Source organism: Streptomyces sp. NBC_00435 (genome assembly GCF_036014235.1).
Lineage (GTDB): Bacteria > Actinomycetota > Actinomycetes > Streptomycetales > Streptomycetaceae > Streptomyces.
This window is the reverse complement of record NZ_CP107924.1, coordinates 3,642,536-3,666,317: the sequence shown is the minus strand read 5'-3', so window position 1 is coordinate 3,666,317 and position 23,782 is coordinate 3,642,536. Positions and strand designations below refer to the sequence as shown.

The 23,782-nt window shown below is 70.3% G+C and carries 26 protein-coding genes and 1 tRNA gene; 10 read left to right on the top strand and 17 right to left on the bottom strand.

Translation table 11 applies throughout. From position 1 onward, the window contains the following. The first annotated feature begins 24 nt into the window (after positions 1-24). A complete protein-coding gene (locus tag OG389_RS16735; RefSeq protein WP_328299291.1) occupies positions 25-192 on the top strand; it encodes a hypothetical protein in 168 nt (55 codons plus the stop codon). A gap of 267 nt (positions 193-459) precedes the next feature. Here the strand turns inward: OG389_RS16735 and OG389_RS16730 are convergent. The 5 genes from OG389_RS16730 to OG389_RS16710 form a co-directional block, all read right to left on the bottom strand. Next, positions 460-532, bottom strand: a tRNA-Arg gene (locus OG389_RS16730). A gap of 122 nt (positions 533-654) precedes the next feature. Further along, complete coding sequence (locus OG389_RS16725) at positions 655-2,172, bottom strand: hypothetical protein (protein WP_328299290.1); 1,518 nt, start codon at positions 2,170-2,172, stop codon at positions 655-657. Continuing rightward, positions 2,162-3,097 (bottom strand): hypothetical protein, encoded by a 936-nt coding sequence (locus OG389_RS16720; protein WP_328299289.1) that lies wholly within the window; start codon positions 3,095-3,097, stop codon positions 2,162-2,164. Before OG389_RS16720 ends, OG389_RS16725 begins: the two co-directional genes overlap by 11 nt. Before the next feature lie 364 nt (positions 3,098-3,461). Continuing rightward, positions 3,462-4,232 (bottom strand): hypothetical protein, encoded by a 771-nt coding sequence (locus OG389_RS16715; protein WP_328299288.1) that lies wholly within the window; start codon positions 4,230-4,232, stop codon positions 3,462-3,464. A 181-nt stretch (positions 4,233-4,413) separates the two neighbouring features. Next, positions 4,414-4,890: a hypothetical protein gene (locus OG389_RS16710; protein ID WP_328299287.1), complete on the bottom strand. Its 477-nt coding sequence runs from the start codon at positions 4,888-4,890 to the stop codon at positions 4,414-4,416. 504 nt (positions 4,891-5,394) lie between these two features. On the opposite strand from OG389_RS16710, the gene OG389_RS16705 reads away from it, so the two are divergent. Further along, positions 5,395-5,718, top strand: a complete 324-nt coding sequence (locus tag OG389_RS16705) for a helix-turn-helix domain-containing protein (protein ID WP_328299286.1) — start codon at positions 5,395-5,397, stop codon at positions 5,716-5,718. Positions 5,719-6,304: 586 nt separating this feature from the next. Here OG389_RS16705 and OG389_RS16700 read toward each other — a convergent pair. Together OG389_RS16700 and OG389_RS16695 are read right to left on the bottom strand one after the other, a co-directional pair. Further along, complete coding sequence (locus OG389_RS16700) at positions 6,305-7,540, bottom strand: MFS transporter (protein WP_328299285.1); 1,236 nt, start codon at positions 7,538-7,540, stop codon at positions 6,305-6,307. Between the two features lie 5 nt (positions 7,541-7,545). Further along, positions 7,546-8,901, bottom strand: coding sequence for an FAD-dependent oxidoreductase (locus tag OG389_RS16695; protein ID WP_328299284.1), 1,356 nt, complete (start codon positions 8,899-8,901; stop codon positions 7,546-7,548). A 115-nt stretch (positions 8,902-9,016) separates the two neighbouring features. Here OG389_RS16695 and OG389_RS16690 point away from each other — a divergent pair, with 115 nt between their 5' ends. The 5 genes from OG389_RS16690 (at position 9,017) to OG389_RS16670 (ending at position 11,729) form a co-directional block, all read left to right on the top strand. After that, entirely contained in the window at positions 9,017-9,376 is a 360-nt protein-coding gene (locus OG389_RS16690; RefSeq protein WP_328299283.1) for an ArsR/SmtB family transcription factor, read from the top strand. 86 nt (positions 9,377-9,462) lie between these two features. After that, positions 9,463-9,786 carry an ArsR/SmtB family transcription factor gene (locus tag OG389_RS16685; protein ID WP_328299282.1) on the top strand — a complete coding sequence of 108 codons (324 nt, stop codon included), beginning with the start codon at positions 9,463-9,465 and terminating at the stop codon, positions 9,784-9,786. Positions 9,787-9,797: 11 nt separating this feature from the next. Continuing rightward, on the top strand, positions 9,798-10,271 hold the full coding sequence (locus tag OG389_RS16680) for a GNAT family N-acetyltransferase (RefSeq protein ID WP_328299281.1): 474 nt from the start codon (positions 9,798-9,800) through the stop codon (positions 10,269-10,271). A gap of 197 nt (positions 10,272-10,468) precedes the next feature. Beyond that, a complete protein-coding gene (locus OG389_RS16675) occupies positions 10,469-11,284 on the top strand; it encodes a sulfite exporter TauE/SafE family protein (RefSeq protein WP_328299280.1) in 816 nt (271 codons plus the stop codon). Between the two features lie 205 nt (positions 11,285-11,489). Further along, positions 11,490-11,729 carry a hypothetical protein gene (locus OG389_RS16670; protein WP_328299279.1) on the top strand — a complete coding sequence of 80 codons (240 nt, stop codon included), beginning with the start codon at positions 11,490-11,492 and terminating at the stop codon, positions 11,727-11,729. Between the two features lie 139 nt (positions 11,730-11,868). Here the strand turns inward: OG389_RS16670 and OG389_RS16665 are convergent, their stop codons facing one another. The 3 genes from OG389_RS16665 to OG389_RS16655 are packed head-to-tail and all read right to left on the bottom strand — an operon-like array spanning position 11,869 to position 14,047. After that, positions 11,869-12,912, bottom strand: a complete 1,044-nt coding sequence (locus OG389_RS16665) for an ArsO family NAD(P)H-dependent flavin-containing monooxygenase (protein WP_328299278.1) — start codon at positions 12,910-12,912, stop codon at positions 11,869-11,871. Further along, a complete protein-coding gene (locus OG389_RS16660; RefSeq protein WP_328299277.1) occupies positions 12,909-13,685 on the bottom strand; it encodes an MIP/aquaporin family protein in 777 nt (258 codons plus the stop codon). Before OG389_RS16660 ends, OG389_RS16665 begins: the two co-directional genes overlap by 4 nt. Positions 13,686-13,732: 47 nt before the next feature. Then, positions 13,733-14,047, bottom strand: coding sequence for an ArsR/SmtB family transcription factor (locus OG389_RS16655; RefSeq protein ID WP_328299276.1), 315 nt, complete (start codon positions 14,045-14,047; stop codon positions 13,733-13,735). A 107-nt stretch (positions 14,048-14,154) separates the two neighbouring features. Between OG389_RS16655 and OG389_RS16650 the strand changes: the two genes are divergently transcribed. Together OG389_RS16650 and trxB are read left to right on the top strand one after the other, a co-directional pair. Further along, entirely contained in the window at positions 14,155-14,595 is a 441-nt protein-coding gene (locus OG389_RS16650) for an arsenate reductase ArsC (protein ID WP_328299275.1), read from the top strand. Positions 14,596-14,602: 7 nt separating this feature from the next. Continuing rightward, a complete protein-coding gene (gene trxB, locus OG389_RS16645; RefSeq protein ID WP_328299274.1) occupies positions 14,603-15,604 on the top strand; it encodes a thioredoxin-disulfide reductase in 1,002 nt (333 codons plus the stop codon). Positions 15,605-15,687: 83 nt separating this feature from the next. Here the strand turns inward: trxB and OG389_RS16640 are convergent, their stop codons facing one another. From OG389_RS16640 to OG389_RS16630, 3 genes are all read right to left on the bottom strand, one after another. Next, entirely contained in the window at positions 15,688-16,383 is a 696-nt protein-coding gene (locus tag OG389_RS16640) for an ATP-binding cassette domain-containing protein (protein ID WP_328299273.1), read from the bottom strand. Next, entirely contained in the window at positions 16,371-18,113 is a 1,743-nt protein-coding gene (gene pstC, locus OG389_RS16635) for a phosphate ABC transporter permease subunit PstC (protein WP_443059437.1), read from the bottom strand. Before pstC ends, OG389_RS16640 begins: the two co-directional genes overlap by 13 nt. Positions 18,114-18,223: 110 nt before the next feature. Beyond that, the gene (locus OG389_RS16630) at positions 18,224-19,132 is read right to left on the bottom strand and encodes a phosphate ABC transporter substrate-binding protein (protein WP_328299271.1); all 909 of its coding nucleotides are present in this window, start codon (positions 19,130-19,132) and stop codon (positions 18,224-18,226) included. A gap of 263 nt (positions 19,133-19,395) precedes the next feature. Between OG389_RS16630 and OG389_RS16625 the strand changes: the two genes are divergently transcribed. Then, positions 19,396-19,779, top strand: a complete 384-nt coding sequence (locus OG389_RS16625; protein ID WP_328299270.1) for an ArsR/SmtB family transcription factor — start codon at positions 19,396-19,398, stop codon at positions 19,777-19,779. A gap of 65 nt (positions 19,780-19,844) precedes the next feature. Here the strand turns inward: OG389_RS16625 and OG389_RS16620 are convergent, their stop codons facing one another. The 4 genes from OG389_RS16620 to aroA are packed head-to-tail and all read right to left on the bottom strand — an operon-like array spanning position 19,845 to position 23,762. Continuing rightward, complete coding sequence (locus OG389_RS16620; protein WP_328299269.1) at positions 19,845-20,552, bottom strand: glutamine amidotransferase-related protein; 708 nt, start codon at positions 20,550-20,552, stop codon at positions 19,845-19,847. Continuing rightward, the gene (locus OG389_RS16615; RefSeq protein WP_328299268.1) at positions 20,549-20,920 is read right to left on the bottom strand and encodes a hypothetical protein; all 372 of its coding nucleotides are present in this window, start codon (positions 20,918-20,920) and stop codon (positions 20,549-20,551) included. The genes OG389_RS16620 and OG389_RS16615 overlap by 4 nt, the downstream gene beginning before the upstream one ends. Continuing rightward, complete coding sequence (gpmI, locus tag OG389_RS16610) at positions 20,917-22,455, bottom strand: 2,3-bisphosphoglycerate-independent phosphoglycerate mutase (RefSeq protein ID WP_328299267.1); 1,539 nt, start codon at positions 22,453-22,455, stop codon at positions 20,917-20,919. The genes OG389_RS16615 and gpmI overlap by 4 nt, the downstream gene beginning before the upstream one ends. Further along, complete coding sequence (gene aroA, locus OG389_RS16605) at positions 22,452-23,762, bottom strand: 3-phosphoshikimate 1-carboxyvinyltransferase (protein WP_328299266.1); 1,311 nt, start codon at positions 23,760-23,762, stop codon at positions 22,452-22,454. Before aroA ends, gpmI begins: the two co-directional genes overlap by 4 nt. Positions 23,763-23,782: the final 20 nt, after the last annotated feature.

Sequence of the window (23,782 nt, the reverse complement as noted above, 5' to 3'; positions counted from 1 at the left end):
TTCGACCGAGGAGGTGTCCACGTCGTGAAGGTCTTCTTGATCCTGGTCATCGTGGCGATGGTGCTGGGCATCATCGGAGTTGCTGCCGAAGGCATGCTCTATTTGCTGTTCATCGGCATCCTGCTCTTCGTGGCGGCCCTGGTCCATCTGGGCATGCGCGGGCGTAGCTCCGGACGCCGACACATCCGCTGAGAAGGCCGGGTGACCTTCTGCATCCCTTCTGTGTTGCGTGGATGGCATCTTCGCCGAGCCGGACGGCCTCGGCTCGGTAGCCGAAGTCGACGCACTGCACTGCGAGGCCTCGCAGGGCCGTGACGGCCAGCTCGGGGTCGCAGGCTTCGGCGGGAATCCCGGAGCCCGCTGGCACGTCCGCTCACGCAAACGGCCCCGGACGCGGAGTCCGGGGCCGAATAGAGCGCCCTCCTGGGAAGAAATCCCAGGTCAGCGACTTGCGTGCTGTGCCCTCGGCAGGATTCGAACCTGCGACACCCGCTTTAGGAGAGCGGTGCTCTATCCCCTGAGCTACGAAGGCGGGCCTTGCGTGAAACGTGGCTGAATACTCTGCGTGAGAATCCGGCTCGCCTCGGCAAGGTCCTGGGCTGCCACAAGGGCAGCCCAGGGACAGGGTAGCGGATCAGTGGGGGGCTCTGCGGCTCAGTTCTTGGGGGACGGGGTGAGGCCTTCTGCGGTTTCGGCGTCCGCGTCAGAGTAGGTGGGGTCCTCTCGGTAGCGGGCCGCGCTGGTGGCGTTCTGGGCGAGGAGGAAGCCGAGGATGACCAGGGACTGGGCATCGGCGCCGAAGGCGATCATGCGGCGGTTCCAGAGGGAGCGGTCGAGCTGGGAGAAGCCGGACTCGGTGTCCTCGCGGCCGCCGTAGAGGTGTTGGTGGGTGGCGGTGTTGCCGGGGATCTGGAGGAGGTGCTCGGCGCGGTGGAAGCCGGTCTCGGCGTCGCTCTGGCCGTCTTCGCGTTCGCCGGGGGTGGTGGTGATGGAGACGGGCTCGCGGTGCTCGTGGGCGCCACGAGGGCAGGGGACGGCGATCAGGTGGTACCAGCGGTGGGTGTTCGGGCTGGCGCGGCGCTGAAGCTTGAGGATGGGCAGGGGCAGCAGTTTGGTGGTGCCGGTGTCGAGGAAGACGCGCTCGTGGGCGCGGCCTTGCTGTGACCAGAGCTCGTGGCGGCACAGGCCGTAGTCGAGGGTCCGCAGGTAGCGGGGTCGGGCGCCCTTGTGCTGCTTGTTGATGAGGAGGCGTCCGCGGCGGGCGATGACGTCACGGTGCATGCCGCGGAAGGCGCCGTCGTACAGGACACCGAGGCAGCCGTCCGCGGCGTCGAGGATGGCGCAGGCGAGTTCGAGGGCGACTGCCGCTTCGCCGCCCTCGGTGTTACGGGGGACGTGGGCGTAGCGCAGGAAGACGCGGCGGAAGTAGCCGCGGTGGCGGGTGGAGAAGACTACGAACTTGCTGCCCAGGACCAGGGCGGTGCCATCGTCGGTCCCAGACGACGGGTTCCCCTCGTCGTCCCTGTTCCCGCCGCCTTCCTTCTGCCAGGAGGAGGCGGGGTCGACGCGATGGCGGCGCCGTACTCCGTCCTTTTCGGTGTAGGGGACGGTGGCGAGGGTGGGTGATTTGGCGACGGTGCCGTCGCCGGCGATGAGCTGGTGGCGTTCGGGGCTGGACCAAGCGCGGCGCGCCTCGGGCGGCAGGAGACCCTGGCTCAGGGCCTGGGCAAGAGCGAGGTCGGCGAAGGTCTCCGAGAGCTCTTCGCGCCGGGGGATGAGCAGGGTCTTCTGGGCGTGCTGCCACTGGTGACGGGTGGGCCCCTGATCGGGAAGGCGGGCGGCCTCGTCGTGGCCGAGATGGCGGGCGACGCCCTGGCGAATCTGGTTCCAGACGTCCGCGTCGTTCAGCTCGGCGGCGCAGTAGCGGGCGGACCCGTGGATGCCGCGCAGGGCGAGGAAGAGGAGGTAGACGTACGGGGGGAACGCGGGCGGGCGGCCTCCGCGTCCGCTGCCGGGAGCGTCGAGGACGGAGGCGAGCCGGTAGATGTCCTCGAAGAAGGCGACGTCCTTGACGCGGCGGGAGACGGTGCGGATGTCGGTTTCGAGGGCCCGGCGTGCGGCCTTCTTGCGGATGGTGCGCGGGGCGGGGTCACCGAAGAGGTCATCGGGCATCGCGGCCGGCCTCCCTTTCTGCGGTCGGGGTCTGCCAGTGGTGCCCGATGAGGGCGGCGGTGCTGTCCAGAGAGGCCAGGCCGAGATGACGCGCGGCAGCCTCGATGCGGCCGGTGCGGGTGAAGGTCTCCCAGCCGGCGTACGCGGTCACGGAGGCAGGGCGCACGCTGCTGTCGGAGCCGAGCCCGATCCGTTTGAGGAGGTCCCGGAGCGCGACACACACCCTCGCCTGGACCTGCTCGTCGGAGCCTGCCTGGGCGGAGACCGCGAGGGGGCTGCGGCCGGCTGTGGCGGTGTTCTCCAAGTGCCGGATACGGGCGACGAGTACGCGCATGCCCCAGGCATCCAGAGGACACCATCGCGGCAGCGTCTTCGTCGAGCCGTGCATCCACACCCGGTGCCCGGTGACGTCGAGGTCGGCGGGGCGGATGTGCCCGATCTCTCCGCTGAATCCGCCGGCCAGGGCGAGGGCCGCCGCGGCGGCGTGCCGGGTGGGACGGTCGACGTACTCGGCAGCGCGGCGGATCGCGATGGCCTCGTCGTCGTTCAGCGGGCGGGTGCCGCCCTTCACCCGTGGCGGCAGTTCGATGCCCCAGGTCGGGTCGGTTTCGGTGAGGTGGAGCTCGCGGGCGGTGGTGAAGCACATCCGCAGGACGCTGCGCCGCAAGTAGCGGGTGGCGAGGGCGGCCGGTGCGACGTGTCCGTGCCGGGTGCGGCCGTGGGCATCGATGAATCCGGCTGCAACGGACTGGGCGATGCCGCCGAACTTCGAGACGCCGTGAGCGGCGGCGAAGTGCTCGAAGCGGTGGAGGAGCTGGACGAAGCGGCCGAAGGACTGCTTCGACATCTCACCCCTGACAACCAACTCCTCCCAGACGGCCAGGACCTGGGCGAAGCCGTCGGAGAGGGGGACCTCACCCGCCATGGGGTACCGCCTGAGCGGCGCATGGGACGGAAACTGGGGTTTCGGACACGAGGGGACCTCCACGCGGTTGGTGCGAACATGCACCACGGTGTGGAAGGGTCGGTCGGTCCGCAACAGGAGGGTGCCGTAGGAGTGACCGCTACGGCCGTGCGACTGACGAACTGATGCGCGGTCAGAGAGCTGGTCGTACTGGCTTGGTTTGCATGCGTACTGGTTCCTCTCGGTGGCCGGGTGTCATGCTGGTCGGCAAGGGGTGGATGGCGAGGGGATCGAACCCTCCGCGTGCGGGTCCAGAGTCCAGACGCGGACACCAGCCGCCACCCTGGAGGCGCCGGTCCGGCCGAGTGCCGGTCCGGCGCTTCCTTCAGGCGGCGGGCGAGTGGGCTCCGCGCAGGGTTTGCAGGACACCCTCCATGAAGGCGATGTAGCGAACGTCGGGCAGCTCCTGGATCTCGCGGAGGGTCAGGCCGAACAGGAAGGCAGGGTCGGGGTCTTCGGCTTCCGGCGCGGGTTCGTCTGCCCGTGGCGCGGAGCGTGGACCCGAGTGGGGCGGAGCCTGGCCGGGAAGGTGGATGTGCAGGCGGTCGTCACGCTCGACCACCAGGCCGATGACCAGCCACTCGACCAGGTACACGCCGCGCATGGGCGCACCGCGCAGGCCCGCTCGCAGAAACCGGGCCAGCTCCTCCTGAGGCAGCGCCCCGCCAGCCAGGTGGCGGGCGACGGCAGCGGCAGACCAGTGGGCCTGCATGAGTGGATGGAGCAGGAGGCGGGCCTGGGCGGAGTCACGCTGCCAGACTTCGGCGAAGACGCGTCCTTGATCGGTCAGCTCGTACCGGCCGCGCCCCGGCTCCGCCAGCCCGACCTCGGCCAGGAACCCCATGCAGTCGCTCACCGTGTCCAGGCTCCTGCCGGTACGCGCCGCCACGGTCGCCCGCCCGACCTCCTTGCCGTCGGCGCCCAGCTCGGCGAGAGTGAGAATGAGCTGGATCTGCTGGGCGGGACTCGTCCGGCCGCTGGGTAGGGTTCGACGGGGCGCCTGAGGGTCGTCGCCTTCGCGCTTTCCGCCCGAATGCGTCGGTCCGCCGCGAGTGGACCAGTCCGAACTGGAATCGGCGTGGGAAAAGAAGGACATGGTGAGCCCAATCCCGGCCGCTGGGGCCGAATTCTCGCAGGGCTCTCGCGTCATCGGGTGTCAGCCCCTAGAATGACGGAGATGCGTGCGCCAGAAGAACGCGCGTCCATGTGCCGCCGACTGGTTTCGACGCCTCGGCGGCACTCGCGCGTGTGAAGCCATATCAGAATTAACGCTCCCTCTACGCGTCACCTCCTCGGGCGCTGGGTGGAATCGCGTAGGTGCCCAGTCCGACGCGGATCAGGGCTCCTGTCCTCGTCAATCTGGTGAGTTCGGGCCCGACGCCAGTGAGCTTGATGTCGGGGCGCGTGGAGCTGAGGTGCTTGAGGATCTCCGTCCGCGTGACGTGTCCGCCGGCGTGAGCAAAGGCGAGCAATTCCTCGCCGAGCGTCCTGACCCCACGCTCGTGGGTGGACTTGCCTGATGGGGGTGTGTCGGCCTGCTCCTCGGAGCCGTGGGGCAACAGCTCCTCGGCCTCCTGAGCCACCCGCTGTGAGATCTCGGCGCGGGTGTCCGCCGACTCGAAGAGGGAGCGGGCGAGCGAAGCCTCCTGCTCTGCCCGCGCGAGGCGGTCCTTCGCTTCTGTGCGCCTGGACGCATCACTGGCGGCCAGGCGCCTCAGCTGTTCAAGGACGCCCTGTGCCCGGCGTGTGTGCATGAAACACCTCCCCGCAATTCTCCGAACCGGAATTCCTGTTGAGCGTAGCGACTGGCCTAAGAGGCCGGTAGGGCATGTCCGCAATTGCCTTCCCTGAAGCTGCAGCACAAGATATGAAAAATAATCGAACGAGACCTGGAATGTATGGCCTGCGCTTCGCTGAGGCGCGATGTTTCACAAAAGCGCCACCACTCTGGCCTGCGCATTCTTCTCGGCCCCTCAGCTACCCAGAGTCAGTGAGGCAAGCACGCTCGGGGTGGGGGCGCACGGGAGTGAATTGGGGAGGCGGCGCCCCTCGTGCGGGGGTGGCTGCGTGTCGACGGCTGCGGCGGGTCACGCTTCGCTCCGACTGCCTGATCTTGCGAAGTGTTCACGCCCCTGCGTGCCGTCGTGTCTGTGGGCGCCGAACGTGAAAGATTCATTTCGCTGCATGTATGCACCGGTCGTGACTGAATCCACCACGCGGAGAAGGGAACACCAATGGGTGCATGGGATGATCCAGGCATGCCCCGGAGCAGTAACGACAAGGTACCCAGCGCGTATGTGGCTGACGGCACCTGGCCTCACGCCGCTCTCGCCCCCGATGCGCCCGTCAGTGCCCACTTCGCACAGGCCCTGGCCCGCAACCTCGAGCGCGGGCTCGCATCGAGTGGGCAGAGTCTGCGAACTCTGGCGGAAACCACGGGGATCAACCACACGACGATCGGTCGCGTCCTCGGCGGCAAAGTACTGCCGGACATCGGCACCCTGGCACGCCTGGAGGTCGCCCTCGGCTTCCAGATCTGGCCCGGGCTCGCAGCCCTGCCGGCCAGCCCTCCGGCGGAGTAGGCCCGACCGGGCGGTCACCCGCCCGGCCCGCCATGGATGCGGGGCGCCGCGCTCGGTTCTACGCTCGCGATTATGTGCATGTATGCCCCGAGGGTGCGGCCTGACGTGTTCCTTGTGTGCTTCGATCAGCGCCACCGAGTGGCCCTGTTCCGGGCCGGGACGCCAGGCGCTGATGGCCGCTGGAGTCTCCCCGCAGAACGGCGATCCGAAGGGGAGCCTCATGTTGGGGCGGCCCATCGCCTGGCTGCGGTGATGGCGCCGGCCGGTGGGCTTCGGTTGGGGAGCCTGACGGGCAGGTTCAAAGCCGCCGCGGGCGCAGTGGGCACTGGCGCTCATCGAAGTGAGGCCCGGATCTTCACCGGGCATGTCGGCCCCGGGGTCCCGCTTGCGCATGTCCAGGGCGACGCGGAGTTGCGCTGGGTTCCGTACAGGCAAGTTCCCCTGCAAGTAGGGCACGTGGGCGTTCCGGACCTGGGGCTGTTCCTCGAGGGCTATGTGCAGGGGTGGATCCCGGATGGCTGGATCACCCTGTGCTGAATGGACGCGCTTGATGGTGCCGATGCCGGGAGCCGGCTGCGCAGTTGAGTTACGAGCGGTGCTGAATCTCCGTCTGGGTGCTGCCCGCCTTGGAGGTACCGAGCGCGAGGCAGGCAGCCACGACCGAGAGTGAGGCCAGGGCCGCGAAGAGGTGGGGATAGCCGCCGAGAGGGCCCGCGAGGGCGGCCCCGGCCCAGGGGGCCAGTGCTCCCGCGATGTGGGCCGGGGCACCGAGGAGGCCGGAGAGGCGGCCGTAGTGGGTGGTGCCCCAGCGGTCGGCTACAGCGGTGGCCTGGAGCAGGGTCAGGTTGCCGCGTACGACACCTGCGATGACCGCGAGGGTGATCAGAAGGGGCATCGGGCCGGGGACGAGGGCGAAGGCCGCGCTCGTCGCGCCGCCCAGAGCGATCAGGACGACCGTGCGGGTGGTGACCGAGGTGCGGGTGGACAGGCCGGCGTACAAGGTGCGGCCGAGGGTCTGGCCGGCGCCGCCGAGTCCCAGTGCCCAGGCGGCGGTTGTCGCGCTGGCGCCGCGTTCGGTGAGGAGCGGGATGACGCCCATGACGACGGCGTACATCGCGAAGCCGGAGAGGGTGAAGGCGACGGCCAGGAGCAGGAAGGGCCGGCTTCGGGCGACCGGCGTGCGGTCGGTTGAGGGTGGGGAAGGCGGTGCCGGGGGCCAGGGGGCACGTAGGGCGAGGGCGTGGGCGGGGATGGTGACGGCGGCGAGGATCAGGGCAAGGGCGACGTAGGTGGCCCGCCAGCTGAGGTGTTCGGCGAGGGCGGCGGTCAGTGGCGCGAAGACGGTTGAGGCGAGCCCGCCGGCGAGGGTGACGATGGTCAGGGCGCGGATGCGGTCGGGGCCCCACCAGCGGGTGAGGGCGGCGAAGGCGGGCGGGTAGAAGGTGGCGGCCATGGTCAGACCTGCCAGGACCCAGCCCAGGGTGAACACGGCCAGGTTGGGGGCGGTCGCGATGACGAGGAGGGCGAGGGTGCCTAGGACGGAGCCCGCGGTCATCACCGCGCGCGGCCCTCGGCGGTCGAGGATCCGGCCGATGGGGATGCCTGCGAGGGCCGAGACGAGGAGTGCGAGGGAGAAGGCGGCTGTCGCGGCGTTGGTGGACCAGCCGGTGTCGGCCGTCAGGCGCGGGAGCAGGACGGGGAAGGCGTAGTAGACGATGCCCCAGCTGGTGATCTGTGTGGCGCACAGGGCGGGCAGGGCGGCGCGCGGCCGCGACCGGACCCCCGTCCCGGTCGCGGCCGCGTCGGCCTGGGTGTGTGGCACGGGGGTCAGCAGCCGCCGGAGGAGGCGGGGGCGCCGATCGTGAGGGTGGCCGGGGTGGCGCAGCAGCCTCCGCCGCTGGTCTCTTCGGCTGCGGTGGGCTGGTCGAAGAGGCCGGCTCCGCCGCAGACTCCGGTTTCGGGGAGGGTGAGTTCGACGCGTTCGGCGGCTTCGTGGTCGCCGGCGAGGTGGGCGGCGATGGAGCGGACCTGCTCGTAGCCGGTCATGGCGAGGAAGGTCGGGGCGCGGCCGTAGGACTTCATGCCGACGAGGTAGACGTCCTTCTCCGGGTGGGAGAGCTCCTTCACGCCGTGGGGGTAGACCGTGCCGCAGGAGTGCTGGTTCGGGTCGATCAGCGGGGCGAGTTCGGTCGGGGCTTGGAGGCGTTCGTCGAGGGCGAGGCGCAGTTCGTTCAGGAAGGTGAGGTCGGGGCGCAGGCCGGTGAGGACGATGACCTCGTCGACCGGGTCGAGGCGGCGTCCGTCTTCCGCTACGAGGATCAGCCGGTCGGCGCTCTTCTCGACCGCGGAGGTGCGGAAGCCGGTCACCGCGTCGGCGTGGCCTTCGTCGACGGCGGCCTTGGCGGCGAGGCCGAGGGCGCCGCGGGCGGGGAGTTGGTCGGCGCTGCCGCCGCCGAACGTGGAGCCGCCGATGCCGCGACGGAGGATCCAGACGGAGTGGGTGCCGGAGGCCTCCTTGGAGAGGTCGGCCAGGTAGGCGAGGGCGGTGAAGGCGGAGGCGCCGGAGCCGATGACGGCGGTGCGCTTGCCGGCGTAGCGGGCGCGGACGGCCGGGTCCTTGAGGTCGGGGATCCGGTACGAGATCCGGTCGGCGGCGGCCTTCTCGCCGAGGGCGGGCAGTCCGTCGCCGCCGATGGGGCTGGGGGTGGACCAGGTGCCGGAGGCGTCGATGACGGCGCGGGCGGTGAGGCGCTCCTCGGTGCCGTCGGCGTTCAGGACGCTGACGGTGAAGGGCTGGGCCTCACGGTCGGCGTCGACGATGCGGTCGCGGCCGAGGCGGGAGACGCCGGTCACCGTGGAGCCGCAGCGGACCTTGTCGCCGAGGACGTCGGCGAGCGGCTGGAGGTACTGCTCCGCCCAGTCCGCGCCAGAGGGGTAAGTCGCACGGTCGGGGGCGGCCCAGCCGGTGGGCGCGAGGAGCTTCTCGGCGGCCGGGTCCACGAGCTCGGACCAGGTGGAGAAGAGACGTACGTGACCCCATGCGCGGACTGCGGCGCCGGCGGCGGGTCCGGCTTCCAGGACCAGGGGCTCGATGTCGCGCTCGACGAGGTGGGAAGCCGCGGCGAGGCCGGCGGGGCCGGCACCGATCACGATGACGGGCAGGGATTCAGTGGATGCGCTCACGACAGGCTCCCGGTTTGATTCGATGAACGTCGATGTCCAGCCGAGGTCAGCATCCCACCGTGGATCGACATACGTCAACATAGACATCTGTCGAATTTGGAGGGAGGATTGGCTCATGACTTCCACGAAGCTGCTGCCGATGCTCGAAGACGAAGTCTCGGCGCCCTGCTGCCCGCCGCTGACCGAGCGCCCGCTGACGGCTGAAGAGGCCGAGCGGACTGCATCGATGTTCAAGGCCCTCGGTGACCCGGTGCGCCTACGACTCTTCTCGGCGATCGCCTCGCACGAGGGCGGGGAGGCGTGCGTCTGCGACATCTCTGATGTGGGCGTCTCTCAGCCGACGGTGTCCCACCATCTGAAGAAGCTCCGGGAGGCGGGCCTGCTGTCCTCGGAGCGCCGTGGCACCTGGGTCTACTACCGGGTGGAGCCGTCCGTCGTCGCTGCGATGAGTCAGATGCTGGGCCGCTCCGCCTGACCTGCTTGGCCGCGCCCCGCGCCCGTGCCCCGCGCCTAAGGGTTGGCCTTCCAGGCGTCTCAGTCATCGACTATCGTCGATTACCGATGAATGAGGCGACGAGAGCCGGTCAAGGGCTGAGCCCCGAGGATGCGCAGACGTACGCCGGGTGGTTCAGGGCCCTGGCGGACCCCATGCGCGTACGACTGCTGAACCTGCTGGCGGAGGAGCGGCGCCCGCTGACGGTCGGGGAGATCACCGAGCGACTGCCCATCGGTCAGTCGACCGTGTCCCACCACCTCAAACTGCTCGCCGAAGTGCGCTTCGTGCTGCCCGAGCGGCAGGGCGCTTCCGTCAGGTACGAGGTCAACGCCGCGTGCCTGGAATGCTTCCCGGCAGCCGTGTCGGCGATCCTCGGGCGGCAGCCGTGAACATCGTTCCCATGACGCGGGATCACGCCGGCCGGGTCCTGGAGATCTACCAGGCCGGGATCGACGAGGGCAACGCCACCTTCGAGACCGAGGCCCCCAACTGGGACGTGTTCGACGCGGCGAAGCTGCCCGAGCACCGCTTCGCCGCTTTCGGCACCGACGGCAACCTGCTCGGCTGGGTCGCCGCCTCCAAGGTGTCCGACCGCTGCGCGTACGCGGGGGTCGTCGAGCATTCCGTCTACGTACATCCCGACGCCCGGGGCCGCGGCGTCGCCCGTGCCCTGCTCGATGCCCTGATCGCATCGACCGAGGCGGCGGGCATCTGGACGATCCAGTCCGGGATCTTCCCGGAGAACACCGCGAGCCTGGCCCTGCACCAGCGGGCCGGCTTCCGGGTCATCGGAACCCGCGCGCGCATTGGCCGTCACCGTGGCGTGTGGCGCGACGTCGTTCTGTTGGAACGCCGCAGTCCCAAGATCGACTGACAGTCGTTCGCACTGCTTCCCTGCCACCTTCCGGGCCTTTGGAGTGAAGGAACCTGGCCGCCGCCCCACCACGCGGTGAGCAGTGCCGAGCGGTACTCGGAGTTCCCGACGAATCCGGGATGAGGGCCCGGTTCCTTCCCCTGAAGCTGGGGCCGGCCCATGGCGGGCTGGGCTGGACTCCGGGCAGGATGCCCAAAATGAGCACCGATCAGCATCTCGCCCCGTTCCGTTCGACGCATTCGACGCCCTTGGTGTTCGGCGCTGGGGCGGCCATCGGCATCCTCGGCGGGATGATCGGCCTCGGTGGAGCCGAATTCCGCCTGCCGCTGCTGATCGGGCTCTTCGGATTCGCCGCGCTCTCCGCGGTCATCCTGAACAAGGCGATGAGCCTGGTCGTGGTCTTGGTCGCCCTCCCTGCCCGTATGGCCGCGGTGCCCGCCTCTGAAGTCGCCGTGCATTGGCCCGTCGCCGCCAACCTGCTGGCCGGAAGCCTGCTGGGTGCGTGGGCCGGAGCGTCGTGGGCGGTGCGGATGCGCAGCTCCACCCTCTACAAGGTGCTGGCGGCCCTGATGGTCCTCATGGCCGCAGCCCTGGTGGCGACGCACGCCACCACTCTGGGATCACTCGCGCTTCCCTGGGCGGCACAGGTGCCGATCGGGGTGGTAGCCGGCTTCGGCATCGGAGTGGTCGCGGCGATCATGGGAGTGGCCGGCGGCGAGCTGCTGATCCCGACGATCGTGCTGCTGTTCGGGCTGGACATCAAGACGGCGGGAAGCATGTCCCTGCTGGTGTCACTCCCGACCATGCTGGTGGCCTTCGCCCGCTACAGCCGCGACGGCAGCTTCGCCGTACTCGGCGCCAACCGGCGGTTCACCGTGGTCATGGTCGCCGGCTCCATCACCGGCGCGGTCCTGGGCGGGTTGCTGCTCGGCGTGTTCTCTGACCTGGTACTCATCCCCGCGCTGGCCGTGATCCTGCTCGTCTCCGCGGTCAAGCTCGCACGCCACGCGTGAGTGCTCGGGGTATCTCGCCCCCTCTGCTCTCCGCCCTGGTGGCCGTGCCGCCCCGGCGGTGCAATTCGCCCCCTGATTGGGCCCGAAGGTGCCCAGTCGCAGCGATGGTCGAGCGTTCGCAATGGAGGTTGGGGAGGCGGACTCGTTCTCATCGAAGCGCGCAAGGCTGCCGCATCCTCAGGCGGGTCCTGATCGTTCCCCCGTCATGAAGAAGATCATGCTCGCGGTACTGCCCGCCCTCGCTCTGTCCCTCGCGGCTCCCGTGGCGCACGCCGACAACGACTCCAACTTCGGGGGTGGCGTGAACGCGGCGAACAACTGGAACTTCACGGCCGACGCCGTCTGCATGCAGGAGGTCGCCGTCGTGCCGGTCCTCGGCGACTGGGTCGGTGATCACGCAAACAACTGCTCGAACGGCAACGTGATCGACCACTCCGGCAGGTGACGGGCCTGCCTCTCATCGAGAACGCCAGGCCCGAAGGCAGCTGACGGATCTCCGGCACGCCTCACGGGCGGAGGCACGAGAGCAGGAACGCCCGACCGGTGCTCCGGCCAGGACTTCCTGCTCTCTGCGGTGCCGCGCGTCAGCGGCGACCCAGCAGCTCGGCGATCTCGCGGGCCGCGTCGCGCGCCGTTCGGCCCACGCCGATGAGGGTGGCGGAGGCGGGCCCCGTCCAGTCGCCGTAGCCGAGGAAGTGGATGCGCGGGTCGGCCACCGCGCGCGTGCCCTCGGTGGGGATGCGGCCGCCCTCGGTGCGCAGGGCCAGCGGGGACAGGTGCGAGAGCGCGGGCCGGAAGCCGGTGCACCAGATGATCGCGTCACAGGGCCAGGTGCTGCCGTCGGGCCAGCGGGCTCCGTCGGCCGTCAGGCTGTCGAACATCCTGTGGTCGGGGATGAGGCCGGCGTCGCGGGCGGCTCGTACGGGCGGGACGGCGACGATGTCGCCGAGGTCCGAGATGCGCGGGCCGCCGGACTGGACGCGCTGCGTGGCCAGTGTGAAGAGGGCGCTGCCGTCGATCTCGTCCGGGAGGTAGCGGGCGGGCCGCTGGGTGACCCAGCGGACGGTGGCGTGCGGGGCGAGGTCGGCTGCGACCTGGGCGCCGGAGTTGCCGCCGCCTACCACGAGGACGCGCTGTCCCGCGTAGTCCCAGGGGCTGCGGTAGTCCACCGTGTGGTGCTGGCGTCCCTGGAAGTGCTCGCGCCCGGGGACGGCGGGCAGGAAGGGACGCCACCAGGTGCCGGTCGCGTTGATCACGGCGCGGGCCGTGAAGGCGCCGGAGTCGGTCTCCACCCGGAGGAACGGGGCCTGGTCGCGGAGGGCCTCGACGCGGACACCGCGCTGGATGGGGAGTTCGTACCGCTTCTCGTAGTCGGCGAGGTACTCCAGCAGGTGGGAGACGTCGGGGAACGCCTTCCCGGCCTGCGGCGGCATGAGCCGGCCGGGCAGGGAGGAGTAGGCCGCCGGGGAGAACAGGTGGAGCGAGTCCCAGCCGTGCTGCCAGGCCCCGCCGGGGGAACTCTGCGCATCGAGGATGGTGAAGTCGATGCCTGCTCTGCGCAGGTAGTAGCCGGCGGCGAGCCCTGCTTGGCCGCCGCCGACCACCACCACGTCCGTGTGCCGGGTCATGCGGTGGGCTGCTCGCTGCCGGTCTTGCCGCGCATGAAGATGACCGCGACCAGGGCCAGACCCACGACCGCACCTACGAGCTGCACGCCGACGAATGCCGGGACCGAGGCGGGGGCGATGCCCGCGAAGGTGTCGGTGAAGGCCCGGCCGATGGTGACGGCCGGGTTGGCGAAGGAGGTGGAGGAGGTGAACCAGTACGCGGCGCCGATGTACGAGGCGACGGCGACGGGTGCGAAGCGCAGCCGGTCCGTCCGCGCCAGGCCGAAGATCAGCAGGATCAGCCCGGCGGTGGCGACGAGTTCGCCGAGGAGGAGGTTACCGGCGGAGCGGTCGTGGGTGGACCATTTCACCAGCGGCTCGCCGAACATCGCGTCGGCCAGGATCGCCCCCGCGATGGCGCCGACGATCTGCGAGGGCACGTAGACAGCCAGCTCGCGCGCCGTCACCCCCGCGCCGCCTCGGCGGGCGGTCCACCACTCGGCCAGGGTGACGACCGGGTTGAAGTGGGCGCCGGAGACCGGGCCGAGGAGGGCGATCAGGACGCCGAGGCCGAAGACCGTGGCAGTCGAGTTGGCCAGGAGCTGGAGCGCCACGTCCTGGGTGAGCTGCGTGGCCTGGATCCCCGAGCCGACGACGATTGCGACGAGGGCTGCGGAGCCCACCAGTTCGGCGGCGGCGCGGGCGATCAGCGGGGTGCGGGGCGGGGTCGCGCCGGGTGCGGGCTGGGGCTCGTCACCAGGTATGGCGTTGGTGGCGGGCTCGGGGGCGGTCACGGCAGGTTCTCCTCGGGCAGGTGAGGCAGAGCGGCGAGCGGGGACGGCTACGGGCAGGACCGCTTGAAGTTCGATTCGGCGGTGAGGCGCGCCGTGGACGCGAGGGCGGAGAACTGACCCGCGAGCGCTTCGATGACATCCGGGCGCAGGCGGTAGTAGGTGAACCTTCCGCAGGGCTCCGTCTCCACGACCCCGGCCTCGCGCAGCACCTTGAGGTGGTTGGAGAGGTTCGTCTGCTTGGCGCCCGTCTCCTCGACCAAGTGCGTGGTGCAGAGCGTCTCGCGGGCGAGGAGGGTCACGATCTGGAGCCTGAGCGGATCGGCCAGAACCCGGAGCAGATCAGTGTCGACTGACGTCATCATGGACTGATACTGTCACATCACCCAGGGCTGATACCAGTCCGGGCTGAGTCATTGCCGCCCCGGCGCGATGGTCGGCCCCGTTGACCCTGCCGATGAAGGAAGAACCGATGTCCTCCACGCCGCTCGCGTCCGTGTTGTTCGTCTGCATCCACAATGCGGGCCGCTCGCAGATGGCCGCCGGCTTCCTGCGTCACCTCGCGGGCGACCGGGTCGAGGTCCGCTCCGCGGGCTCGGTCCCCGGGGACCAGATCAACCCTTCCGCGGTGGCCGCCATGGCGGAGCTGGGCATCGACATCTCCGACCAGAAGCCGAAGGTGCTGACCCCCGAGGCCGCCAAGGCCTCCGACTACATCATCACGATGGGCTGCGGCGACGCCTGCCCGTACTTCCCCGGCAAGACCTACCTCGACTGGCAGCTCGAAGACCCGGCCGGCCAGGGCGTCGAGTCCGTACGCCCCATCCGGGACGAGATCAAGGGCCTCATCGAGGGCCTGATCGCAGAGATCGACACCAAGAACACGCCGAACACGCAGAAGCAGGAGAGCTGACCGCATCATGACGACCAACCCGACAGACGCGCAGGACGACGTGCGCGAGGTCATCATCATCGGCTCCGGCCCGGCCGGATACACGGCAGCGCTCTACACCGCCCGTGCCCAGCTGAAGCCGCTGCTGTTCGGCAGCTCCATATTCGTCGGCGGCTCGCTCACCACGACCACCGAGGTCGAGAACTTCCCCGGCTTCCCCACCGGCATCGACGGCCCGGACCTCATGGACAACATGCGGGCCCAGGCGGAGAAGTTCGGCGCCGAGATGATCGACGACGACATCGTGTCGGTGGACCTGAGCGGCGACATCAAGCTGCTGACGGACTCCGAGGGCACGGTCCACCGCGCGAAGACCGTGATCATCGCGACCGGCTCCGGCTACCGCAAGCTCGGCTTGCCGAACGAAGACGCGCTCTCCGGGCGCGGAGTGTCCTGGTGCGCCACCTGCGACGGGTTCTTCTTCCGCGACCGCGACATCGTCGTGGTCGGCGGCGGCGACACCGCGATGGAGGAAGCCACCTTCCTGACCCGCTTCGCCCGCTCGGTCACCATCGTCCACCGCCGCTCCACCCTGCGCGCCTCCAAGGCCATGCAGGACCGGGCGTTCTCCGACGACAAGATCTCCTTCGCCTTCGACAGCGAGGTCGCCGAGATCAAGGAGACCGGCGGGATGCTCTCTGGCGTCGTCCTCCGTGACGTCCTGACCGGCAAGACGCGCGACCTGGACGTGACGGGCCTGTTCGTCGCCATCGGCCACGACCCGCGTACGGAACTCTTCGCCGACCAGCTCGAACTGGACTCCGAGGGCTACCTCAAGACCCAGGCGCCGACGACCCGTACGAGCATCCCCGGCGTCTTCGGCGCGGGAGACGTGGTGGACCACATCTACCGCCAGGCCATCACCGCGGCCGGCTCCGGCTGCGCGGCCGCGCTGGACGCTGAGCGGTACCTCGCGGCCCTCGGGGACTCGGTCCACGCGGCTGACGCGGACCTCGTACCGGCAGGCTGAGCACAGACGCCGGGCCCGGTCCGTCGTGATTGCGACACGATGGACCGGGCCCGGTTCTCGTTTCCTGCTGCGGTGCTTCGTGCTCAGGCGGCTGCCACAGGAGCAGAGCACGTCAGGGTTTCCGGCAGCTCCAGCCGGACCGTGCGGTCGCAGAGCCGCTCCACCTGCGCCGGGTCGTGCGAGACGAGAAGGACCGTGCGGTTGCCACGGAGGGCTGCCACCGACTCCTCGACCGTGTCCCGGCTCCGCTCGTCCAGGGCGCTGGTGGGCTCGTCCAGCAGCAGCGCAGCCGGTTCCAGTGCCAGGGCGCGGGCCAGGCACAGCCGCTGGCGCTGGCCGTTGGAGAGCGACTGGGCAGGAGTGTCCAGCCGGTTGCAGACCTCGTTCCACAGGCCCGCTTCCTTCAGGGCCTGTTCCACCCGGTCGTTCAGTTCTGTCCGGGAGGCGCGCACCAAGTGCCGCAGCCCGAAGAGGGCGTTGTCCAGAATGCTTCCGCCGAAGACGACGGGCGTCTGCGGCACCAGTACGACGGTGCTCCGCAGGCCGGAGTCGCCCTTGCCGTGCCGGAAGGGGCGGCCCAATACCTCCAGGTGGCCGTCGCGGACGAGGCCGTGCGGCAGCAGGTCGACCAGGGCGCGCAGCACCGTCGACTTGCCGGCGCCGGAAGGGCCGCACAGTCCCGTGGTGGAGCCCTGCTCCAGGTCGAAGGTGACCGGACCCACCAGGGTCTTCTTGCCGTCGAGGACCCGCAGGTCGCGGACGGATATCACGTGGTCCATCGTCGTGCTCCTTCGAAGCGGTTGCGCAGGGCCACCGCCAGGCTGAGAAGTACTGCGGTGATCAGGACCAGGACCAGGGCGCTGCCCCACGCCTGCGTGATCGCCTCGGGGGCGCCGGAGTCCTGGGACAGGGTGAAGATGTGGGTCGGCAGCGCCTGCACCGGGGCGTTGACGATCCCGGTCGGCAGGGCGGGCGCTCCGAAGAACACGGTGGCGGTGAAGATCAGCGGAGCCGTCTCGCCCGCCGCGCGGGCCAGGCCGAGCAGCAGGCCCGTGAGGGTGGCCGGCCAGGTGTACGGGATGACCACGGAGCGGATGTACTGGGCGCGGGTCAGGCCGAGGGCCAGAGCACTCTCGGTGATTTCGGGCGGCATGCTGCGGATGCGTCCCGCCGTGGTGAGGGCGATGACCGGGACGACCACGGGCACCAGCACGATGGCCCCGGCCAGCCAGGACCGGCCCCAGCCCATGGCGGACGAGAACAGGACGTAGCCGGCGAGGCCGAGCAGGATGGTGGGGGTTCCGCCGATGGCCACGGTGAGGGTCTCCAGCACGCGTGCCGTCTTCCCCGTGGCCCGGGTGCCGATCAGGACGCCCGCCGCGTAGCCGAGGGGCAGGGCGATCAGGGCCGTGGTCGCCAGGAGCAGGAGCGTGCCGAGGATCTGGTCGCGCACTCCGCCGCCGGCAGCGCCCGTGGACGGGGAGAACCAGAAGGCCGGGTTGAGCGCGGAGCCGCCCCGGGTCAGGAGGATGCCGAGCATTCCGAGGAGCAGGGCTCCCGGCAGCGCCAGCGCCGCCATCCGCAGCGCCGTCGTGAGGCGGTCGCGCGGGATGCGCATGCGGGCGGCGGCCCGGTGTCCGCGCAGGCCGCGCTTCGCGGGACGGTTCGACGACTTGCGGGTGCCCCACACGGTCGCCGCGGCCACCAGGAGTAGCAGGATGATGCCCAGGGCGCACAGCGCCGCGAAGTAGGGGCCGGAGGTGCCGGCGAGCATCGGCTCGGGGCCGGCCAGCTTGGTGGTCAGGGTCTGGCCGGGGCGGACCAGGGAGGAGAAGAACACTCCGGGCGCCCCCGGGAGCCTTCCGTCGGCGCGGCCGATGACCATGAAGACCGCGATGGCCTCGCCGAGTCCGCGGGCCAGGCCGAGCAGGACGCCGGCGCGCATGCCCGCGCGGGCCTGGGGCAGGAGGACCGACCGTACGACCTCTCGGCGGGTCAGGCCGAGGGAGTACGCGGCCTCCCGGTAGCGGGCGGGGACGGCCGACAGGGCGTCGACGCTGACCGCGACGATCGTCGGCATGATCATCACGGCGAGGACGATGCCCGCGGCGAGCAGGCTGTCGCCGCCCGGTACGCCGCCCAGCATCGAGACGAACGGCCGGATCACCATGATGCCGATGAGGCCGTAGACGATGGAGGGGACCGCCGCCAGCAGCTCGACGCTCAGCCGCAGGGGCCGGGCGAAGCGGGGCGGGAGGTACTCCGACAGGGCGATGGCCGCCGACCAGCCGACCGGAACGGCCAGCAGCAGCGCCAGGACGCACACGACGGCCGAGCCGTAGATCATCGCCAGGGCACCGAAGGCGCCGTTGACCGGGCTCCACGACGGGTCGGAGACCAGGTTCAGCCAGTCGACGTCACCGCTCGCGATGCCGGTGCCGAGGTACCCGATCAGCACCGCGAGGACGAGGACCACCGAGAACATTCCGGTGTACACCCATCCCCACACCCACCGGGCCCGCCGCGGGCGGCCGCCCTGGACGGGCGGCCGCGACGCGGTGGGGCCTGGCGTGCTGGGTCCGGACGCCTCGACCGGGCGCTCCAGAGTGACGCTCACGGTCAGAGACCCATCTGCTGACGCGTCAGGTAGCCGTGGACCGGAAGCAGCTTCTGGCCCTCGGGCGAGAGCAGGTAGTCGATGTACTGCTTGACGGCGCCCTTCGGCTGACCGTCGGTGATCATGAAGAGCGGGCGGGTCATCGGGTACTTGGAGGACGCGACGTTCTCCAGGGTCGGCGCGACGCCGTCCAGGGGCACGGCCACCAGGCCGTCACGGCCCTCGATGAAGCCGGTCGACAGAGGAGCGATGGAACCCCGGGTGGACTCCAGCTTGTTACGGGTCTCCAGGTTGCCGCCGACCACGGCGTAGTTCGCGGACTGCGGCGGCAGCGGGGGCTTGCCCTTGCCGTAAACGAACTTGTCGAGCACCTCGCGGGTACCGCGACCGGGCTCCTTGTCGTAGACGAAGACGTTCAGGTCCGGGCCGCCGACCTGCTTCCAGTTGGTGATGGTGCCCTCGAAGAGGCCCTTCACCTGCTCCTTGGTGAGGTTCTTGACGCCGCCGTCGGCGACCTCCTTGGTGATGATGATGCCGACCGCGTCCGCGCCGATCTGGGTGGGCACGAAGTCGGTGTTGGGGTACGTCTTGCGGTCCTCGTCGGACAGCGGCTTGGAGCTCAGCGCCACCTGGATCTGCTTCGAGCCGAGCTGGGAGATGCCGCCGGCGGAACCGCCCTGGGTGGCGACTGTGATCTTCAGGCCCTGGCCCTTGAGGGCCTCGGCGGCGTCCGACGCGACCGGGGCGACGGTGGTGGATCCGCTGGCCTGCACCGCGGAGGAGCTGGCCTGGGCGGAACCGGCGCAGCCCGTGAGCACGACACCGAGGAGCAGTGCGGCGGACGAGGCGAGGCCGGCCTGCTTCTGCTTTCTGGTGAGGAGGGACGGGGCGCGGTGGAGTGTGGTGGTCATGGCAGACATGGCGGTGCCTTTGCTGGTGAACGGTGGGTGGATTGAGGGTGGATGGAGGGCGGACCACCACCCTGACGATCAGGAGTCTGATCGGTGGGAGAGCGTGGGTGAAGAGGTTCCGTGTGGCATGAACCGCGTGCGGCACCCACCTGCCGGGCGGGGGTCGCCGGGTGGTCGGGGCCCGGTTGAATGACGGCCCAACAATGGGTGAACAGAACGATCTTCGACGTGGGCGTTCAGCTGGTGGACGTAGGCTGACCTGTATGTCCGTAGAACAGGCGACTGAGCAGCCCCCTCGGCTCCTGGCCTTCATCGACGAGGATCCGACGTGCGGGCCGCCCCTCGAAGTCGAGCCGCTGCCCAGAGAGCGGGCGGAGGTCCTCGCCAGGACCCTCAAGGGCCTGTCCGATCCGACCCGTCTGCAGATTCTCAGCGTCCTGCTGGCCGCTCCGGACGGCGAGGCGTGCGTCTGTGACCTGACGCCGCTGCTGGGTCTGGCCCAGTCCACGGTCAGTCAGCACATGAAGGTCCTCTCCGACGCCGGCCTGGTCACGCGCAGGAAGCGTGGCACTTGGGCCTGGTACGCGGTCGCGCCCGAGCGGCGTGAGGTGCTCAACTCCCTCATCTGGGGCGTCCAGGAGCAGTAGACGCGGGGCCGGGAGGGGTCGGCGCGGAGCCGACGACCCCTCCCGTTGCGCGTCAGCGGGGAGCGTCAGGCGGCGACGACCGCGCGGGCGGCCACCTCGGCCGTGAACGCCTTGATCAGCGGGTGCACGTTCCCCGGGCCCGAGACCAGCTCCGGCTGGAAGAGCGTGCCGATGAAGAACGGGTGGCCGGGAACCTCGGCTGCCCGGGGCGCGCCTTCGGTGTCCCAGCCGCTGAACAGTACGCCCGCGTCGGCCAGTCGTTCGACGAAGTCGGAGTTCAGCCCGTACTTGCAGTGGTACGTCTCGGTGGTCAGCTCGGCGTCGTCGTAGACGGCGGCCAGCCGGCTGCCGGCCGTGAGCAGCAGCGGGGCCTGCTCGCCCGCGAGGCAGCAGGTGAGCGGCACGATGAGCGGGGTCGGCGCCTCGGGGTCGTACTGCACGTCGTCCGCGTCCGTGAGACCGACGACGGTACGGGCGTACTCGATCAGCGCGTGCTGGAAGCCGCCGCAGGTGCCCAGGTAGGGGATGCCGTTCTCGCGGGCGTGCCGGACGGCGGAGAGCACGCCGTCCTTGTTCTCGTACGGGGAACCGGGCACGACCCAGATGCCCTGGAAGCCCTCCAGGGACTCGGGTCCGGTGATGGTCTCGCTGGGCACCCACTCCGTGTCCACGTCGAGCTCGTGGCGGAAGCTGTCGAGGCGGGCGTGGGCGGGGGACTTGCCGTGGTCGCCGATCAGCGCGATGCGCGGGCGGGGGCCGGTGGCGGTGGTCATGCGGGCTGCTCCTGTGCGGGGTCGGTGAGAGGGAGTTCGTCGGTGATCCGGCCGAGGCGGACGTGGCCGTGCGGGGCGAGGCGCGCGACGAGCAGGCCGTCCCGCTCGCTGGTGGTGGATGCCCCGCCGAGGAAGAGCAGCGGGCCGCGGCCGCCCGGCAGCAGTGCCTCGGGGTGGAGCTCCTGGTCGGCGTCGGTCGCGTTGCGCACGGTCAGGACGTGCACCCGGCCGGCGGTGTCGCTGGCGATGTACGCCTCCAGAGCCGGGCTGCCGGCGTCGACGGTGCGTACGTCCGCGTCGTCGGCGAAGGCGGGGGCGAAGGCGGCCCCGCCCGGGGTCGGGTGGCTGAGGGCGGCGGTTACGGTCACAGCAGACTCCGGCCGGTCATGGCCGGGCCGTTCGGGCGGCCCAGCAGGTGGAGAACGGTGGGTGCGATGTCGGCGAGGCTGCCGCCGTCGGTAAGGCGCTCGCCGAGCAGCTGGCCGGGCGCCGGGACCACGACGGCCGGCACCGGGTTGGTGGTGTGGCCGCCGTACGGGCGCGGGGATCCGTCGCGACCGGGCTTCGACATGCGCTCGGCATTGCCGTGGTCCCCGACGAGCAGGACCCAACGTCCGGTCGCCGCAGCCGCGGTGAGGATCCTCTCGACCTCGCGGTCGGTGTGCTCGGCGGCCTTGACGGTCGCGTCGTGGTCGCCGGTGTGGCCGACCACGTCGATGTTGGCCAGGTTGGCGATGACCAGGGCCACGTCGTCACGCCGGGCGGCGGCGGCGATGGCTTCGGTGACCTGTGCCAGGTTCATCTCGGGCCGGGCCACGTAGTCGGGAGCGGTGTCCGCGGTGATGCGGACGTGCTCCTCGACATCGCGGACCCGGTCGTCGCGGCCGTTGACGTAGTAGGTGACGTGCTCGAACTTCTCCTGCTCGGCGATGCGCACCGAGCGCAGGCCGTGGGATTCGAGTACGTCGGCCAGCCCGCCGGAGGCGTCCGCCCGGCCGACCAGGGCGGGGATGTCCGCCTTGGTGTCGTACTGGGTCAGGGACAGGACATCGACGTCCGAGTCGGTCAGGACCCCGACGAGGTCGTCGGCGAGCTGCTGGATGCGGTCGCTGCGGAAGTTGGTGAACAGGACGGTGTCGCCGTCGCGGACGGTGGCGAGCGGCTCGCCATCGGCGCTGGTGAGGACGGTGGGGGTGACCCACACGTCCCCGTTCTCGGCTCCGGCCAGCACCTGCCCGTAGTCGCGGGCGGTGGCGCCCTTGCCGTCGGCGATGGCCTCGCTGACCTTCGCGGTCAGCTCCAGGTCACCGCTCTTGTCGAGGCCGTAGCCCCGCCCGGAGACGGTGGCCAGGGCGCCGATGCCGGTCGAGGCGAAGAACTCCTCGACGCGGGCCAGGTAGTCGCCGGCGGTGTGGTCGGCGACGTCGCGGCCGTCGGTGATGGCGTGCACCCACACGTGCTTCACACCGCGGGACGCCGCGATGGACAGGAGCGCGTGGAGGTGGTCGACGTGGGAGTGGATCATCCCGTCGGAGACCTGGCCGACCAGGTGGAGCGCGCCGCCGTTCCCGGCGAGCCGGTCGAGGGCTTCGGTCAGACGGGGGTTGTCGCCGAGCTCGCCGCCGTCGATCTGCCGCTGGACCAGGACGCTGTCGTAGTCGAGCGGGCGGCCGGCACCGATGACCATGTGGCCGATCTCGGAGTTCCCGACCGTGCCGGGCAGCAGCCCGACGTGTTCGCCGGAGGCTTCCACGACGGTGGAGGTGTGCTTCGCGGCGATGGCGTCGAGCACGGGGGTGTCGGCGTTGGTGAGGGCGTTGGCGGGCCCGGGGGCGGCGTGGCCCCAGCCGTCGAGGACGAGCAGGATGCCGGGGGTGCCGTTCGTGGCGTGGTCGACGGTCATCGCAGGGTGTCCAGGGTGTTCCAGAAGGCCGGGAAGGACTTGGCGACGCAGCCGGGGTCGTTGATGACGACGCCGGGGGTGCGCAGGCCGATGATCGCGAAGGTCATGGCGATGCGGTGGTCGTCGTAGGTGTCGATGACCGCGCCGTGCGGGGTGCCGCCGTGGATGGTCATGGCGTCGTCGTACTCGTCGACGGTGATGCCCATCTTGCGCAGCTCGGTGGTGACGGCCGCGATGCGGTCGCACTCCTTGACGCGCAGGCTGGCGATGTTGGTGATGTGGGTCTTGCCCTGCGCGAAGGCCGCGACCGCCGCGAGGGAGGGGACGACGTCGGGCATGGCGTCCATGTCGACCTCGATGCCGTGCAGTTCGCCGCCCTTGACGGTGACGGAGTTCTCGGTGATCTCCACGTGGGCGCCCATCCGGCCCAGGACCTCGGCGAGGCCGACGTCGCCCTGGTGGGAGGTGGAGCCGATGCCGGGGATGGTGACCCGGCCGCCGAGGATCGCGGCGGCGGCGATGAAGTACGACAGGCCCGACGCGTCGGGCTCGACGACCGCGTGGCCGCCCTTGAAGGACTGGCCGGCCGCGACCTTGAAGCTGCGGTAGCCGTCGCGCTCGACGGTGATGCCGTGCTCGGCGAGGGTGGCCAGCGTCATCTCGACGTACGGCTTGGAGACGAGCTCGTCGACGATCTCGATCTCGGTGTCCTGCTGGGCGAGGACCGAGCTGATCAGGATCGAGGAGGTGTACTGGGAGGAGATGGCGCCGGAGATCTTCGTCTTGCCACCGACGAAGTTGCCGCCCGTGACCTGGATCGGCGGGGAGCCGTTGCCGCGGACCGCGACCGCTTCGACGCCGAGGGCCGGGAGGGCGGCGAGCAGGTCACCGAACGGGCGCTCCTGCATGCGGGAGTTGCCGGTGATGGTGGTGATGCCCTCGGCGAGGCCCGCCATGGAGATCAGGAAGCGCAGCGGCGTGCCGGCGCCGCCGACGAAGATGTCGTCCTCGGGGGCGTTCATCGGCTTGCCGGTGGGCGTCAGGGTGAAGCGGTAGTTGTCGTGGTCGACCTCGACGGCGACGTGCCCGAAGGAGGCGACGGCGTTCGCGAAGTAGATGGTGTCGTCGGAGACGAGGGCGCCGTCGATCACGCCGGTCTTTCCGTCGAGGGCGGCCAGGGCCGCGATGGCGATCTGCCGGTTGGTGTAGCTCTTCGAGCCGAGGACGCGCACCTCGTGGTCGATCGAGTCGATGGTCTCGATGGCGAGCTGTTCGGCCTTCAGACGGGGGTCGTTGAGAGCGCTCATGGGGTGGGACTCCTGATGCT